At 67.7% G+C, this 15,063-nt stretch carries 14 protein-coding genes; 11 read left to right on the top strand and 3 right to left on the bottom strand.

All coding sequences use genetic code 11. From position 1 onward, the window contains the following. Nucleotides 1-68: 68 nt before the first annotated feature. A complete protein-coding gene (locus tag PSR88_RS02490) occupies nt 69-689 on the bottom strand; it encodes a cysteine hydrolase family protein (RefSeq protein ID WP_016880934.1) in 621 nt (206 codons plus the stop codon). Nucleotides 690-717: 28 nt separating this feature from the next. Further along, nucleotides 718-1,791 (bottom strand): LLM class flavin-dependent oxidoreductase, encoded by a 1,074-nt coding sequence (locus PSR88_RS02485; protein WP_011593784.1) that lies wholly within the window; start codon nt 1,789-1,791, stop codon nt 718-720. A gap of 364 nt (nt 1,792-2,155) precedes the next feature. Here PSR88_RS02485 and PSR88_RS02480 point away from each other — a divergent pair, with 364 nt between their 5' ends. The 11 genes from PSR88_RS02480 to PSR88_RS02430 all read left to right on the top strand — a co-directional run bounded on the left by PSR88_RS02480 (nt 2,156) and on the right by PSR88_RS02430 (nt 12,455). Further along, nucleotides 2,156-2,881 carry a GntR family transcriptional regulator gene (locus tag PSR88_RS02480; protein WP_011593783.1) on the top strand — a complete coding sequence of 242 codons (726 nt, stop codon included), beginning with the start codon at nt 2,156-2,158 and terminating at the stop codon, nt 2,879-2,881. 379 nt (nt 2,882-3,260) lie between these two features. After that, nucleotides 3,261-4,607, top strand: a complete 1,347-nt coding sequence (locus PSR88_RS02475; protein ID WP_016880935.1) for an MFS transporter — start codon at nt 3,261-3,263, stop codon at nt 4,605-4,607. 4 nt (nt 4,608-4,611) lie between these two features. Beyond that, the gene (locus tag PSR88_RS02470) at nt 4,612-6,522 is read left to right on the top strand and encodes an FAD-dependent monooxygenase (protein ID WP_016880936.1); all 1,911 of its coding nucleotides are present in this window, start codon (nt 4,612-4,614) and stop codon (nt 6,520-6,522) included. Further along, complete coding sequence (locus PSR88_RS02465; RefSeq protein ID WP_016880937.1) at nt 6,519-7,388, top strand: alpha/beta fold hydrolase; 870 nt, start codon at nt 6,519-6,521, stop codon at nt 7,386-7,388. The genes PSR88_RS02470 and PSR88_RS02465 overlap by 4 nt, the downstream gene beginning before the upstream one ends. A gap of 120 nt (nt 7,389-7,508) precedes the next feature. Next, nucleotides 7,509-8,453 (top strand): 3-carboxyethylcatechol 2,3-dioxygenase, encoded by a 945-nt coding sequence (locus tag PSR88_RS02460; protein ID WP_029538291.1) that lies wholly within the window; start codon nt 7,509-7,511, stop codon nt 8,451-8,453. Nucleotides 8,454-8,496: 43 nt separating this feature from the next. Beyond that, nucleotides 8,497-9,297 (top strand): 2-keto-4-pentenoate hydratase, encoded by an 801-nt coding sequence (locus PSR88_RS02455; RefSeq protein WP_016880939.1) that lies wholly within the window; start codon nt 8,497-8,499, stop codon nt 9,295-9,297. 18 nt (nt 9,298-9,315) lie between these two features. Further along, entirely contained in the window at nt 9,316-10,263 is a 948-nt protein-coding gene (locus tag PSR88_RS02450; protein ID WP_009473124.1) for an acetaldehyde dehydrogenase (acetylating), read from the top strand. Beyond that, on the top strand, nt 10,260-11,297 hold the full coding sequence (gene dmpG / locus PSR88_RS02445; RefSeq protein WP_016880940.1) for a 4-hydroxy-2-oxovalerate aldolase: 1,038 nt from the start codon (nt 10,260-10,262) through the stop codon (nt 11,295-11,297). The genes PSR88_RS02450 and dmpG overlap by 4 nt, the downstream gene beginning before the upstream one ends. Nucleotides 11,298-11,434: 137 nt before the next feature. Then, nucleotides 11,435-11,680, top strand: a complete 246-nt coding sequence (locus PSR88_RS02440) for an SDR family oxidoreductase (protein WP_029538294.1) — start codon at nt 11,435-11,437, stop codon at nt 11,678-11,680. Nucleotides 11,681-11,783: 103 nt separating this feature from the next. Then, nucleotides 11,784-12,188 carry an SDR family oxidoreductase gene (locus PSR88_RS02435; protein ID WP_011593775.1) on the top strand — a complete coding sequence of 135 codons (405 nt, stop codon included), beginning with the start codon at nt 11,784-11,786 and terminating at the stop codon, nt 12,186-12,188. Between the two features lie 39 nt (nt 12,189-12,227). Next, complete coding sequence (locus PSR88_RS02430; protein ID WP_148228366.1) at nt 12,228-12,455, top strand: hypothetical protein; 228 nt, start codon at nt 12,228-12,230, stop codon at nt 12,453-12,455. A gap of 334 nt (nt 12,456-12,789) precedes the next feature. Here the strand turns inward: PSR88_RS02430 and PSR88_RS02425 are convergent, their stop codons facing one another. Beyond that, the gene (locus PSR88_RS02425) at nt 12,790-15,030 is read right to left on the bottom strand and encodes a putative bifunctional diguanylate cyclase/phosphodiesterase (protein WP_016880944.1); all 2,241 of its coding nucleotides are present in this window, start codon (nt 15,028-15,030) and stop codon (nt 12,790-12,792) included. Nucleotides 15,031-15,063: the final 33 nt, after the last annotated feature.

Below are 15,063 nucleotides of genomic sequence, written 5' to 3'. Positions count from 1 at the left end.
CACACGGAGTGCTGGTGTGGGCGCCGCGGGGCGCCCACACCAGTGCGGCCGGTTTCGGTTCGGTGTGGTCAGGCGGTGGTGCCGGTGACCGAGGCGGTCAGGGCGGTCCGGATGTCGTCGACGGTGGCGATCTCGGCGAGCAGTCCGAGCGAGTTGATGCTCGCCTCGTGCGCTTCGGGGTTGGCCGCCGAGCACGCGTCTTCGACGATCACGACGCGGTAGCCGAGATCGCTTGCAACGCGAGCTGTTCCCTCGACAGAGGCGTTGGTGGCCACACCGGCGAACAGGAGTGTGGTGATGCCCTTGCCCCGCAGGATGGTGTCGAGGTCGGTCCCGGCGAAGGCGCCGATCCGCTGGTGCGTGAGCACGATGTCGTCGCCGTTCGGCTTCAGCGGTTCGACGATCTCGGCGAGTTCGCTGCCCTCCTTGAGGCAGCCGGACTGGGCGACGATGCCCAGCAGCGGTGAGTTGACCTCGAGGTCGGAGAAGTCGGGTTTCCAGGCGACCCGGGTGTAGACCACGGGGGCGCCGGCCTCGCGGGCCGCGGCGATGAGCGCGGCGATCTGGTCGATGACGCGGCGTTCGCTCACCTGCTGGTGGAAGAAGTCGGCGAAGGCGCCGGTGGGGCCGACGACGTCGCCCTGGCAGTGAACGGCCACGACGGCGGTGGTGCGGGGGTCGAGTTCCATCAATAGCTCCTGGTTCGGGGGTGCGGGTTTAGGCGTGAGCGAGGATCGAGTGCCCGATGTTGTCGATGTCTCGGGCTGCGGTGAAGGGGTTGGACAGGAAGACCTGGAGGATGTCGACACCTGCCTCGCGCATCAGGGCGGCCTTGTCCCGCAGCTCGGCGGGTGATCCGTAGAGGCACCAGTAGTCGACGAGTTCCTTGGTGATGATCGGCCGGTGTGCGGGATCGAGTCCGCGCAGGTACTTCGCCCAGACGTCGAGGTAGTGCGGCTGGTCCGGGGCCTTCGGGTCGCCCAAATACCGCTGCGCGGCGGTGATGGAGGCATCGACGATGGAATCGCCCAGCTGGTCGCGGTGCTGGTCCATCAGGCCGGCGTTGGTGATGCACGAGCTGATCGGTCCGGAACCGAAACCGTTGGTGACACCGTCTTCCCAGGTCTCACCGCTGCCGAGTTGGTAGAACCAGGACAGGGAGACGAGTTTGACCGAACCGGGAGCTCGGCCGGCGTCGGCGACCGCCTTGTCGAGGCGACTGCGGATCAGCTTGATCATCTCGACGTTCGGTCCGAGGCAGTAGACGACGGCGTCGGCGTACTTGGCCGCCTCGGCGAGCCCGCGCGGTCCGCCGGCGGCCACCCACATCGGAATGTGGTCGGTGACGTTGTAGAAACCGCTGTCCTTGTCGAGGAACTCCACTTCCCGGGACTGTCCGAGCCAGTTGTGGGTGACCCGGCGTCCGGCCATCAGCTCCCGCGAGACCTCGATGGCGTGCGTGAGTTCGGAGATCTTCGCGGTGCGGTTACCCATCGAGCGCAGCGCGTTGTTGGCGGTGCCGATGCCGAGGAAGGTGCGCCCCGGTGCCAGGGCGTTGAGGGTGGCCATGGAGTTCGCGGTGACCGGGGCGATCCGGGTCAGCGGATTGGTGACCATGGTGCCCAGATTGATCGAGCTGGTCTGGGTCGCGGCGAGCGCCAGGTACTGGTACGGGTCGGAAAACAGCAAGGGCCCTTCGCCGACACCGAAGTGCGAGAACCCGAGGTCCTCGGCCTGCTTCACCATCGCGACCTGGTCGATCTTGGCGCAGGTGCCGATACAGAATTCCATCTTCTTCTCCTTGCATTGACCCGCTGGTGTGGTTCGACTCCATGAACGAGGGCGATCGGCTCGCGGGATGAGCAATCCGGGACTGCGTGTTCGGGTCCCGGGTCAGGTCGCGCAAGCGCCGAATGGTGAGCAATTCCGTTGAAAGGGAACGGCATTGAGCGGCGCGATCCCGCTACGGAAGGGTTGCCGCCGACCCGTTGTGCTGGTAAAACAAGACGTACACCTCAAAACTAGAATTCTAGCGTTCCAGATGACCGTAGCTGACGGTGACGCGGACCACAAGTACTAGAATGCAAGTTGCTGCGGTGAGCGCCGCAGGCGAGGGGGACACCATGATCAGCGCGCCCGACGAAAGCGTGTACATATGAGCACCACCAGCACCGATCCGGAGGCTGCCGCCCTTCTCGCGAATGTCCGGACCTCGGGCGCACGGCTCTCCGCCGCCATGTACGACATCCTCAAGACCAGACTGCTCGAGGGACGCTACGCGGCCGGGGAGAAGATCGTCGTCGAGTCCATCCGCCAGGAGTTCGGGGTCAGCAAGCAGCCCGTCATGGACGCCCTGCGCCGACTCTCCAGCGACAAGCTCGTCTACATCTTCCCGCAGAGCGGGTGCGAGGTCGTCTCCTACACCCAGCGTGAGGTCGAGGACTTCTTCACCCTGTTCGGAGGCTTCGAGGGCACGATCGCGGCGGTCGCCGCCGCCCGCCGGACCGACGCCCAGCTCACCGAGCTGGGCCTGATCTCGTCCCGGATCGATGCGCTGCTCACCTCCCACGACCCCGAGGTGCGCGCGCACGGATACCGCATCCACAATCGCGAATTCCACGCCGCCATCCACACAATGGCGCATTCGCGGATCATGGCCGAGACCAGCCAGCGGATGTGGGACATGTCCGACTTCCTGATCAACACCACCGGGATCACCAACCCGCTGTCGAGCGCCCTCCCCGAACGCCAGGACGATCACCACGCGATCATCGAGGCGATTCGGCAACAGGACGAGGCGACGGCCCGCGAGGCTATGGAACGGCACATCGTGGGAACCATTTCGGTCATCCGCAACGAAGCCGACGACTCGGTCGGCTGAGACGCCCCCACCGGCGGCCCGCCCCCCGCAACCACACGTTGCACGGGGCGGGCCTTTTCTATGCCCACTGCCGGGGGAAACACCCTTTGGCGATGACCGGCGCCTTGTGCCGGCGAGTATCGCCGGTCGCATCTCAACACCGGAGAGGCTTGCGTCACCTTCCATGGCGGCGTAACTTCGCTTCTAGACGTCTAGCATTCCAGTTGTGAATGTTTCTCTCACTTCCCTCAGAGAAAGGAGCGGCCATGACGACCGCTTCGCGCAGGTTGGTCCACGCGGCGCCGACATGTTTCGGCCCGCGGATCGGAGAAGCCCGACCGTGAGCAACACCTCCGCGTCCTCGACGAAGCCCGCAGCCACCTCACCGCTCCGGGTGGCGATGGCCAGCTTCATCGGCACCACGGTCGAGTACTACGACTTCTTCATCTACGGCACCGCCGCCGCCCTGGTCTTCCCCACGCTGTTCTTCCCCGATGTGTCCCCGGCAATCGGAATCCTGCTGTCCTTCGCGACCTTCGGGGTCGGGTTCCTCGCCCGCCCGCTCGGCGGCATCGTCTTCGGCCACTTCGGTGACCGGGTCGGCCGCAAGAAGATGCTGGTGATCTCCCTGGTCGGAATGGGCTCGGCCACCGTCCTGATGGGACTGCTGCCCGGTTACGCCCAGATCGGGATCGCCGCCCCGATCCTGCTGACCCTGCTGCGCCTGGTGCAGGGCTTCGCGGTCGGCGGCGAGTGGGGTGGGGCCACACTGATGGCCGTCGAGCACGCCCCGACCGCGAAGAAGGGCTTCTTCGGATCCTTCTCCCAGATGGGCGCCCCGGCCGGGACCAGCGTCGCGACCCTGGCATTCTTCGCGGTCTCCCAACTGCCCGACGAGCAGTTCCTCAGCTGGGGCTGGCGACTGCCGTTCCTGTTCAGTGCGGTACTGATCGTGATCGGGCTGTTCATCCGCCTGTCTTTGACCGAGAGCCCCGACTTCGCCGAGGTGAAGGCGCAGAGCGCGGTGGTGCGGATGCCGATCGCCGAAGCATTCCGCAAGCACTGGAAGGAAATCCTGCTCATCGCGGGGACCTACCTGTCCCAGGGCGTGTTCGCCTACATCTGCATGGCCTACCTCGTCTCCTACGGCACCACCGTCGCGGGGATCAGCCGCACCTTCGCCCTCGCCGGGGTGTTCGTCGCCGGCATCGTCGCCGTCATCCTCTACCCGGTCTTCGGGGCCCTCTCCGACACCTTCGGCCGCAAGACGATGTATCTGCTCGGGGCCGTGGCCATGGGGGTGGTGATCGCCCCGGCGTTCGCGCTGATCAACACCGGCAACCCCTGGCTGTTCATGGCCGCACAGGTACTGGTCTTCGGGATCGCGATGGCACCCGCCGCCGGAGTCACCGGATCCCTGTTCACCATGGTCTTCGACGCGGACGTGCGCTACAGCGGCGTCTCGATCGGCTACACCCTCTCCCAGGTCGTGGGCTCGGCGTTCGCGCCGACGATCGCCACCGCCCTGTATGCCGCCACCGAGTCCAGCACCTCGATCGTCGCCTACCTGCTGGTGGTCTCGGCGATCTCGGTGGTCTCGGTGATCCTGCTGCCCGGCGGCTGGGGCCGCAAAGGCGCAGCGAGCCAACTCGTTCGAGACGAAGCCGGCTCCGCCCGGCCCACCCCCGCGGTGACCACATTCTCAACCCCGGACACGGCCACGGACCTGCGTGTCCTCGACAAGTGAAGTGATGACAGACATGAGTGACCACGACCGAACCTCCTACGACACCGACGTCGTGATCGTCGGACTCGGGCCCGCCGGTGGCACGGCGGCGCTCGCCCTGGCAACCTACGGCCTGCGCGTCCACGCCGTCTCGATGTTCCCCTGGGTGGCGAACTCGCCGCGCGCGCACATCACCAACCAGCGCGCCGTCGAGGTGCTCCGCGACCTGGGCGTCGAAGACGAGGCACGCAAATGCGCCACACCCTGGGACCAGATGGGTGACACGCTGTTCACCACGAGCCTGGCCGGCGAAGAAATCGTCCGGATGCAGACCTGGGGAACGGGCGACACCCGCTACGGGGACTACCTGTCCGGCAGCCCGTGCACGATGCTCGACATCCCCCAACCGCTGATGGAGCCGGTGCTGATCAAGAACGCCGCCGAACGCGGCGCGATCATCAGCTTCCACACCGAATACCTCGACCACACCCAGGACGCGGACGGGGTGACCGTCCGGTTCCGCGACGTCCGCTCGGGCACCGAATTCACCCAGCGAGCCCGCTTCCTGCTCGGTTTCGACGGCGCACGCTCGAAGATCGCCGAGGAGATCGACCTTCCCTTCCAAGGCGAACTGGCCCGCGCCGGCACCGCCTACGTGCTCTTCAACGCGGACCTGAGCAAGTACGTCGCTCACCGGCCGTCCATCCTGCACTGGATCGTCAACTCGAAGGCCGGGTTCGGTGAGATCGGCATGGGCCTGCTGCGGGCGATCAAGCCGTGGAACCAGTGGATCGCCGGCTGGGGATTCGACATGGCCAAGGGCCAGCCCGACGTCTCCGACGACGTTGTCCTCGAACAGATCCGGACCCTCGTCGGCGACCCGCACCTGGACGTCGAGATCGTGTCGCGGTCCTTCTGGTACGTCAACCAGCAGTACGCCGAGCACTACCAGTCCGGCCGGGTGCTGTGCGGCGGCGACGCCGTGCACCGGCACCCCCCGAGCAGCGGGCTGGGATCGAACACCTCCATCCAGGACGCATTCAACCTGGCGTGGAAGGTCGCGTTCGTCGTCAAGGGCTACGCCGGGCAGGGCCTGCTCGAGTCCTATTCGCCCGAGCGGGTCCCGGTCGGCAAGCAGATCGTCGCTCGCGCCAACCAGTCCCGCAAGGACTACGCCGGGCTGCGCGAGTGGTTCGACTCAGGCAGCGACGATCCGGTCGCCGCCGGTCTGGAGAAGCTGAAGGAACCCACACCCGAGGGGGTCGCCCTGCGCGAGCAGCTGTACGAGGCGCTCGAGGTGAAGAACACCGAATTCAACGCCCACGGCGTCGAACTCAACCAGCGCTACGCCTCCTCCGCGGTCGTCCCCGATCCCGAGGCGGGAGACGAGGTGTGGGCACGAGACCGGCAGTTGTACCTGCAGGCCACCACCCGGCCCGGCGCGAAGCTGCCGCACGCGTGGCTGGTCGGCGCCGATGGCACCCGCATCTCCACTCTCGATGTCACCGGGAAGGGAATGATGACCCTGCTCACCGGAATCGGCGGCCAGGCGTGGAAGCGTGCCGCCGCCAAACTCGACGTGCCGTTCCTGCGGACCGTGGTCGTCGGTGAACCCGGCACCATCGACCCCTACGGCTACTGGCGGCAGATCCGCGACATCGACGAGGCCGGTGCCCTCCTCGTCCGCCCCGACGGGTACATCGCGTGGCGGCACAGCGCCCCGGTCTGGGACGACAGCGAAGCACTGACCAGCCTCGAGGACGCGCTCACCGCAGTCCTCGACCGCCCGTCCGGCAGCAGCGCACCGGCCCCGGACACCACGCAGGAGCCGCAGTACAACACCCAGGCCGTGCCGATCACCGTCCCGCACACCACCCCCGCGGACGCAGCACCCGCCTCCGCCACCAGCACCACAACCGAGGGAGTAAACCGATGACCCGCCCGTACACCAGCGTCTGGAACGACCTGAACCAGGTCGAATTCAGCCAGGGCTTCATCCAAGCGGGCCCCTACCGGACCCGGTACCTGCACGCCGGCGACACCTCCAAGCCGGCACTGATCCTGCTGCACGGCATCACCGGCCACGCCGAAGCATACGTCCGCAACCTGGCCGCCCACGCCGAGCACTTCAACGTGTGGGCGATCGACTTCATCGGCCACGGCTACAGCAGCAAGCCCGATCACCCGCTCGAGATCAAGCACTACATCGACCACGTCCTGCAGTTCATGGACGCGATCGGCGTGGAGAAGGCCTCGTTCTCCGGCGAATCGCTCGGCGGCTGGGTCACCGCCCAGTTCGCGCACGATCACCCGGAGAAGGTCGAGCGGATCGTGCTCAACACCATGGGCGGCACCATGGCCAACCCGAAGGTGATGGAACGCCTCTACTCCCTGTCCATGGAGGCAGCGAAGGACCCGAGCTGGGAACGCGTCCAGGCCCGGCTCGAGTGGCTGATGGCCGACCCGGCGATGGTCACCGACGACCTGATCCGCACCCGGCAGGCGATCTTCCAACAGCCGGACTGGCTCAAGGCCTGCGAGGCGAACATGGCCCTGCAGGACCCGGAAACCCGCAAACGCAACATGATCACCGACGCCACCCTCGAGGGCATCACCGCGCCCGCGCTGGTGCTGTGGACCACCAAGGACCCCTCCGGTCCCGTCGACGAAGCCAAGCGGATCGCCTCCCACATTCCCGGCGCGAAGCTCGCGATCATGGAGAACTGCGGGCACTGGCCCCAGTACGAGGACGCGGACACGTTCAACCAGCTGCACCTGGATTTCCTGCTCGACCGCGCCTGATCGCCCCGTGGGTGCCTGCCACCGCGAGCAGGCACCCACGAATCGGCGCCCCCACATAGCCACCCCGATCCCTCGCACTCCCGGTCGACGAACCGCGCGAGAACCAGAAGGAAACAGATGATGCCCGTAGCGCTGTGCACGATGTCGCATTCCCCCCTCATGGGACGAAACGACCCGGCCCAAACCGTGATCGACGACGTCGATGCCGCGTTCGAGAATGCGCGCACGTTCATCGCCGACTTCGCCCCCGACCTGATCGTGATCTTCGCCCCGGATCACTACAACGGGGTCTACTACGATCTGATGCCCCCGTTCTGCATCGGTGCCGCGGCCCAGTCGGTCGGCGATTACGGCACCGAATCCGGACCACTGAACGTCGACCGCGACGCTGCCTACACGGTCGCCCGGGAAGTCCTCGCCAGCGGAGTCGACGTCGCGTTCTCCGAACGCATGCACGTCGACCACGGCTTCGCCCAAGCCCTGCAACTGCTGGTCGGCTCGATCACCGCGGTCCCGACCGTGCCGATCTTCATCAACTCCGTCGCCGAACCACTCGGCCCGGTCAGCCGCGTCCGACTGCTAGGCGAGGCCGTCGGGCGGGCCGCGGCAAACCTCGACAAGCGGGTGTTGTTCGTCGGATCCGGTGGGCTGTCCCACGATCCGCCGGTCCCGCAGTTCGCCACCGCCCCCACGGAGGTGAAAGAGAAGCTCATCGACGGTCGCAACCCCACCGAGGCCGAGCGCAACGCCCGCGAACAGCGGGTCATCGACGCCGGTCGCGACTTCGCTGCCGGAGTGGCAACCATTGCGCCCCTCAACCCGCACTGGGATCGCAACCTGCTCGACGTTCTCGCCTCCGGCGAGATCGAGCAGATCGACTCCTGGACCAACGAATGGTTCGTCGAACAGGCCGGGCACTCCTCCCACGAAGTACGCACCTGGATCGCCGCGTACGCGGCGATGAGCGCCGCCGGGAAGTACCGCGTCACCTCGACCTTCTACCGCGAAATCCCGGAATGGATCGCCGGATTCGGCATCAGTACCGCCGTCGCCGTCGACGAATAGACCCCGCCGCTCCCATCACGCCGACCAACGAAAGGGACCCCGGATGACCTCCGTCCGCCCAGTAGACAATCACCTGATCGAGGACGCCGCCGCACGGCTGGCCGACGCCGAACGTGCTGGCGCCCTGTGCACCCCGGTACGGGATCTGATCGGGCGGACCGACATCGACACCGCCTACCGCGTCCAAACCCGCAACGTCGATGCGGTGGTCGCCGCCGGTCACCGGATCGTCGGCCGCAAGATCGGCCTGACCTCACCCGCGGTGCAGGCCCAACTCGGTGTCGACCAACCCGACTTCGGGGTGCTGTTCGACCACATGGACGTCAGCTCCGAGCTGCAGGTCAGACGGTCGCGGTTGCTGCAACCCCGCATCGAGGCCGAGATCGCCTTCATTCTCTCGCGCGACATCACCGACCCGATCACCAGCGAGGACGCCCCCGAGTACGTCGCGCAGGTGGTGGCGTCGTTCGAGATCGTCGACTCCCGCATCGCCGACTGGGACATCAGCCTCGCGGACACCATCGCCGACAACGCCTCCTCCGGCCTGTACGTCCTCGGCGCGTCGATTCCCCGCACGCAGGCACCGGACCTGTCCGCCATCTCGATGACGATGATCGAGAACGGCACCGAAGTCTCCAGTGGGGTGGGGGCGGACTGCCTGGGCAGCCCCTGGAACGCGCTGGTGTGGTTGGCGAACACCAGCCTGTCCTACGGCTCCCCCCTGCGCGCCGGTGAGGTCGTGCTCTCCGGGGCGCTGGGCCCGATGGTCCCCGTCGTCGCCGGCGCCACCTACGCCGCCTCCATCACCGGGATCGGCGACGTCCGGGTCTCGTTCACAGACTGAAGAAGGAAGCAGAAACCCATGAGCACCACCAAAGTAGCGGTCATCGGATCCGGAAACATCGGAACCGACCTGGTCATCAAGCTCGAGCAGGTCGCGAAGAACGTCGAGATCGCCGTCCTCGTCGGCATCGACCCGGCCTCCGACGGACTCGCACGTGCCCGCCGCCTGGGCATCAGCACCGTCGACACCGGGGTGCAGGGGCTGATCGAGCACCCCGAGTTCGACGACATCGAAATCATCTTCGACTCCACCTCCGCCAAGGCGCACCTGACCAACGCAGAAGCATTGCGCCCCTACGGCAAGCACCTGATCGATCTCACCCCCGCCGCGATCGGCCCCTACGTGGTGCCCGCGGTCAACCTCGACCAGCACCTGGGTGCCCCCGACGTGAACATGGTGACCTGCGGCGGCCAGGCCACCATCCCGATCGTGGCCGCGATCTCCAAGGTCACCGACGTGCACTACGCAGAGATCGTCGCCTCGATCGCGTCGAAGTCCGCCGGCCCCGGGACCCGCGCGAACATCGACGAGTTCACCGAAACCACCGCGAAGGCCATTGAGGAGGTCGGCGGCGCCGCGCACGGCAAGGCGATCATCGTCCTCAATCCCGCCGACCCGCCGCTGATCATGCGCGACACCGTCCTCGCCCTGGTCAGCAACCCCGACCAGGACGCAATCCGCCAGTCGATCACCGACATGGTCGCCACGGTGGCCGCCTACGTACCCGGCTACCGACTCAAGCAGGACGTGCAGTTCACCGAACTCGGCGGCGCCGACACGGTCGCCACCCTCACCGGCGGCGCCGACATCGGCTCACCGGTGTGGAAGGTATCGGTGTTCCTCGAGGTCGAAGGCGCCGCCCACTACCTGCCCGCCTACGCCGGAAACCTCGACATCATGACATCCGCAGCGCTCCAGGTCGCCGAAAAGCTGGCCGAGCGCACAGCATTGGAGATCGCACGATGAGCACCACCACCCCGACCGCCGACGACGACGTCACCCTCTACATCCAGGACGTCACCCTCCGCGACGGCATGCACGCCACCCGCCACCACATCACCCCCGAAAACGTCGCCGTCATCGCCGGCGCCCTCGACAGCGCCGGCGTCGACGCCATCGAGGTCTCCCACGGCGACGGCCTCGCCGGGCACTCCCTGACCTACGGGCCGGGCAGCAACACCGACTGGGAATGGATCGAGGCCGCCGCCGCGGTGGTGCACTGCGCCAAGCTCACCACCCTGCTGCTCCCCGGCATCGGGACCGTCGCCGAACTCAAACGCGCCCGCGCCCTGGGCGTGCAGTCGGTGCGGGTGGCCACCCACTGCACCGAGGCCGACGTCTCCGCCCAGCACATCAGCACCGCCCGCGAACTCGGCATGGACGTCTCCGGCTTCCTGATGATGTCCCATCTCGCCGAACCGCAGCAATTGGCGGAGCAGGCCAAACTGATGGAGTCCTACGGCGCGCACTGCGTGTACGTCACCGACTCCGGCGGCCGGCTCACCATGGACGGTGTCCGCCAACGTGTCCGCGCCTACCGCGACATCCTCGATGCCGAGACCCAGATCGGTATCCACGCCCACCAGAACCTGTCGCTGTCCGTCGCCAACTCCGTTGTCGCGGTCGAAGAGGGCGTCACCCGGGTCGACGCCTCCCTCGCCGGGCACGGCGCCGGTGCCGGCAACTGCCCGATCGAACCGTTCGTCGCCGTCGCCGACCTGCACGGGTGGAAGCACAATTGCGACCTGTTCGCCCTCCAGGACGCCGCCGACGACGTCGTCCGACCCCTGCAGGACCGTCCGGTGCAGGTCGACCGGGAAACCCTCACCCTCGGTTATGCCGGGGTGTACTCGAGCTTCCTGCGGCACGCCGAAACGGCCGCAAAACAGTACGGGCTCGACACCCGGCAGATCCTGCTCGCCGTCGGCGAACGAGGACTGGTCGGCGGCCAGGAAGACCTCATCACCGACATCGCCCTCGACCTCGCGGCCCGTCAGTAGGAATGCACATCGGCCGACGGGTCGCCCTGGTCACCGGGGGGCAGCCGCGGCATCGGGGCGGCCGCCGCACATGTGGTGGCCGCCTCCGGCGCCGAAGGATCGTCCACTACGGATCCGATCGGACGGCCGCCGCTGCGATGGATGACAGCAATACGGCTGCCGGGCATCTCGCGCCCGCCGTCCAGGCCGACCTGTCCCGACCCGAGGGGCCCGAAACGCTGATGCGGAAGTTCGACTCCGAACTCAACGGTCTCGGGCTCGACCGGGGGCTCGACATCCTCGTCAACAACGCCGGGATCAATCGGTGCGGAGCGCTCGAGCGCGTCACTGTTGAGGATTTCGACCGACTGGCGCGCTCAACCAGCGAGTCCCGTTCTTCGTGACTCAGCACGCCCTGCCCCGCATGCGCGACGGCGGTCGCATCGTCAACATTTCCTCCGGATCCGCCAGACCCGACGTCATCAGCTACGCCAGGGGGCGATCGAGGTGCTCACACCCGCCCTCGCCGTAGACATCGGCGAACGCGGCATCACCGTCAACGCCGTGGCGCCCGCGGCCCTTGACACCGACATGAACGCACGCTGGCTTCGCGGTGACGACCATGCCCGCGCTACCGCCGCCTCCACCACTGCGCTGCGCCAACTCGCCACCCCGGACGACATCGCCTGCGGTCGTATGTTTCCTGCCCGGACCACCGATTTTTCGTTGTTCAGGCAGGTCGAAGAGCCAACTGCCCGACGTGCACGACCTCGTGCACAGAGGAACGACACCCGGTGCGGGGCCGGGTGCCGTTCCCGACGGTTGTTACGCCGCCAACCTGACGGTTGTCACGCCGCCAACCCGAAGCTTGAGCCGAGCACTTCGTACAGGACGGGCAGCAAGTGCTGCTGACCTGTCAGCACTATGACGACCAGCAGGAGGATCACGAAGGTGGTCTTCCAGAACATTCTGCCGCAGGACCGGACCGTATGGCGCACTGCGGCCGCCGCGGCACAACCGACGGCGCTCGATCCGACCGTCCTAGCAGACGATGTGCCTGTGGTGCGGGTCGATCCGATCATCGCGTTACACGATGTGCTCGGCAGCCCGGGCCCGGATGCGGCGGAGGCCGCCGAGCATCTGCGTGGGGCGATCCTGGATGGAACCTGGCGTGGCTGACGTCGTGCGGATCGATGCCGCCTCCAACGCGGCGGACCTGGGGCCCAAGTGCTGGCGGATCTCGCTGCCGCCGCCGCGGGCAAGAATTACCGCATCATCGGCGGTCATATGGTGCACATCCTCAGCCATGTGTATCCCACCGAGGCGGCGGTGGCGCGGGTGACGGCGGACGCGGATGCGGGCACCCCTGGCCGTAGATCTCCTCGTGCCGCTGACGACCGGCCCGCGCATGGACACCGTGTACTCCCAAAGCATCGCGTGAACTACGTGAAAGACAGCATCGGTAGGGCTGAAGATATTGATCGATTTTCGACACCGGTCGTCTTTTGTAGGGTCAGTGGGCTGGCGGGGGTGCTGGTTTCGGTGCGTCGGTGCCGGCCCGGTGGTCGCGCTGCTGTGCGGGGATGGCGTCGGCGGGGGCGGATTCGGCGAGATAGGAGCCTTGGGCGAGGTCGCAGCCGCAGGCGTGGAGGGTGTCGAGTTGGATCCGGGTTTCCACTCCGTTGCCGATGACGGTGGCGCCGTAGGCACGGGCGATGGTGACGAAGGCGGTGACGACGGCCTCGGGGCGTGGCCCGGGCAGGGCGGTGATGTAGGACCTGTCGATTTTGAGGGAGTCGAAGATCGGGTAGCGGATGAGATATCCGAGTGGGCCGTGTCCGGTGCCGAGGTGATCGAGCAGCAGCACGACCCCCAGCTCGTGCAGCGCGGTCAGGATGCCGACGGTGCGGGCGGTCACCGACGCCGACGCGGTCTCGCTGATCTCGAGGCCCAAGCGGTGCGCGGGCAGCCCGGTGTCGGCAAGGATGTCGGCGACCTGGTCGGCGAAGATGGGGTCGCGCAGTTGCACGGTGCTGACGTTGACGTGGACGCGGACGTCGGTCCCGGGGTGCGTCGGCCAGGCGACACCTTGCCGGCAGGCGGTGCGCAGCCCCCAGGAGCCGAGAGGGCCGATCAGGCCGGTCCGTTCGGCGACGGCGACGAACTCGGTGCGACTGATGTTCCCGAGGGTGGGGTGCGCCCACCGGACCAAAGCCTCGACCGCGACGACGGCGCCGTTCCTCAGGTCGACGATCGGCTGGTAGAGCAGGGTCAGCTGGTCGCGGTCGAGTGCGGTGCGCAGGTCGGTGGACATTCGCAGCACGCGGTCGGCGTCGTAGCTGTCGCGGTCGCCCGGGTGGTAGAGCGCGTGACCGCCGGCGCCGGCGCTCTTGGCCCGGTACATCGCCAGATCGGCCCGCCGGATCAGCTCGTCGGCGGTGCAGGTTGGGTCGGAGAGGGCGATGCCGATGCTGGCGCGCAGCGGCACCGGGGTTCTGGCGGAGTGGTCCGGGGTGCGCAGGGCTGTGGTGATCCGGTCGGCCAGTGCGGTCGCGGCGTCCGCGGTGCCGATGTCCTCGCAGACGAGGACGAATTCGTCGCCGCCGAGGCGGGCGACGGTGTCGGCCGGGCGGACCGCCCCGACCAGCCGCTCCGCCAGCCGGATCAGGGCGGCGTCGCCGTGGGCGTGGCCGAGGCTGTCGTTGACGCCTTTGAAGTCGTCGAGATCGACCAGCAGCAGAGCGAGCAGGGTGTGGTCCTGGTGGGCGGTGTGGAGGGCGGCGGTGATCCGCCGGTACGCGGCGGTGCGGTTCGGCAGCCCGGTGAGCGGGTCGCGGCTGCTCTGCTGCCGCACCCGGGTTTCGGTGTCGATCCGGCCGATCGCAGCGGACAGCACGGCCGCGACCGCCCGCAGGAACGCGACGTCGCGGTCGGTGTAGTCACGGGGGTGGGCGCTGTGCACGGTAAGCACCCCCCAGCGGGTTCCGTCGCCGATCGGCACGCTGATGCCGCTGCGCAGCCCGCGCCCGGCCATCGTGGTGGTGGCGAACCGGGTTTCCTGCTGCCGGTTCCGGCAGACCACCACCTCGCCGGTGGCCAGGGCGTACCCAGGCTGGGATGCCGACCCGGTGGCGAAGGACCGCGGTTGCGGGGGATGTCCGCGGTAGGCGAGGACCTCGAGCGCGTCGGTGTCGGTGATCCGGGAGATGGAGGCGCACTGCACCCCGATCAGGGAGGCGGCCGCACCGGTGGCGGCGGGCAGCAGGGTGTCGAGGTCGGCGTCGACGGCGAGTTGGCCGAGCTCGGCCAGGGCGTGTTGTTCACGGGCCCGGTGCGCGGCCTCATCGAGGGCCTTCCGGAATCGGCGATCGTGGGTGCGGCGGTGGCGGCGGTCGCGCGCGATGATGGCGATCACCGCCGGGCCGGCCTCCCCGTCGCGCACGGTAAAGGTGGAGATGGACACCGGGATTGGTGCCCCGGTGCCGAAGTGTCGCAGCTCGCTGATTCCCTCCCAATGCCCGTCGCAGGTCAGGGCCGCCTCCACCTCGGGGGTCTGGGCCAGCCCGGCGTCGGTGAGGAACTCGGCGGTGGTCCGGGCGCGGGCGTCCGCATCGTCGTGCAGGCCCACCAGTCGGATTCCCGCCGAGTTGAGAAACATGATGCGGCCGGAGACGAAATCCGACACCATCACCAGGTCCGTGGCACGCTCGAACACCGACCGCCACAGGTCCGGGTCGGCCGAGTCGAATCCCATCTGTACACCTTCCTCATCCGACAGGTCGGCGAA

The sequence above is a fragment of the Rhodococcus sp. DK176 genome, from assembly GCF_038447315.2.
Classification (GTDB): Bacteria; Actinomycetota; Actinomycetes; order Mycobacteriales; family Mycobacteriaceae; genus Rhodococcus_F; species Rhodococcus_F jostii_A.
Note: the sequence above shows the minus strand (reverse complement) of the source record. Positions and strands in the feature narration are given on the sequence as shown.

Coding starts and splice junctions, on each gene's coding strand:
- PSR88_RS02490 (WP_016880934.1), bottom strand. CDS start 689: ATGGAACTCGACCCCCGCACCACCGCCGTCGTGGCCGTTCACTGCCAG.
- PSR88_RS02485 (WP_011593784.1), bottom strand. CDS start 1,791: ATGGAATTCTGTATCGGCACCTGCGCCAAGATCGACCAGGTCGCGATG.
- PSR88_RS02480 (WP_011593783.1), top strand. CDS start 2,156: ATGAGCACCACCAGCACCGATCCGGAGGCTGCCGCCCTTCTCGCGAAT.
- PSR88_RS02475 (WP_016880935.1), top strand. CDS start 3,261: ATGGCCAGCTTCATCGGCACCACGGTCGAGTACTACGACTTCTTCATC.
- PSR88_RS02470 (WP_016880936.1), top strand. CDS start 4,612: ATGACAGACATGAGTGACCACGACCGAACCTCCTACGACACCGACGTC.
- PSR88_RS02465 (WP_016880937.1), top strand. CDS start 6,519: ATGACCCGCCCGTACACCAGCGTCTGGAACGACCTGAACCAGGTCGAA.
- PSR88_RS02460 (WP_029538291.1), top strand. CDS start 7,509: ATGCCCGTAGCGCTGTGCACGATGTCGCATTCCCCCCTCATGGGACGA.
- PSR88_RS02455 (WP_016880939.1), top strand. CDS start 8,497: ATGACCTCCGTCCGCCCAGTAGACAATCACCTGATCGAGGACGCCGCC.
- PSR88_RS02450 (WP_009473124.1), top strand. CDS start 9,316: ATGAGCACCACCAAAGTAGCGGTCATCGGATCCGGAAACATCGGAACC.
- dmpG (WP_016880940.1), top strand. CDS start 10,260: ATGAGCACCACCACCCCGACCGCCGACGACGACGTCACCCTCTACATC.
- PSR88_RS02440 (WP_029538294.1), top strand. CDS start 11,435: ATGGATGACAGCAATACGGCTGCCGGGCATCTCGCGCCCGCCGTCCAG.
- PSR88_RS02425 (WP_016880944.1), bottom strand. CDS start 15,030: ATGGGATTCGACTCGGCCGACCCGGACCTGTGGCGGTCGGTGTTCGAG.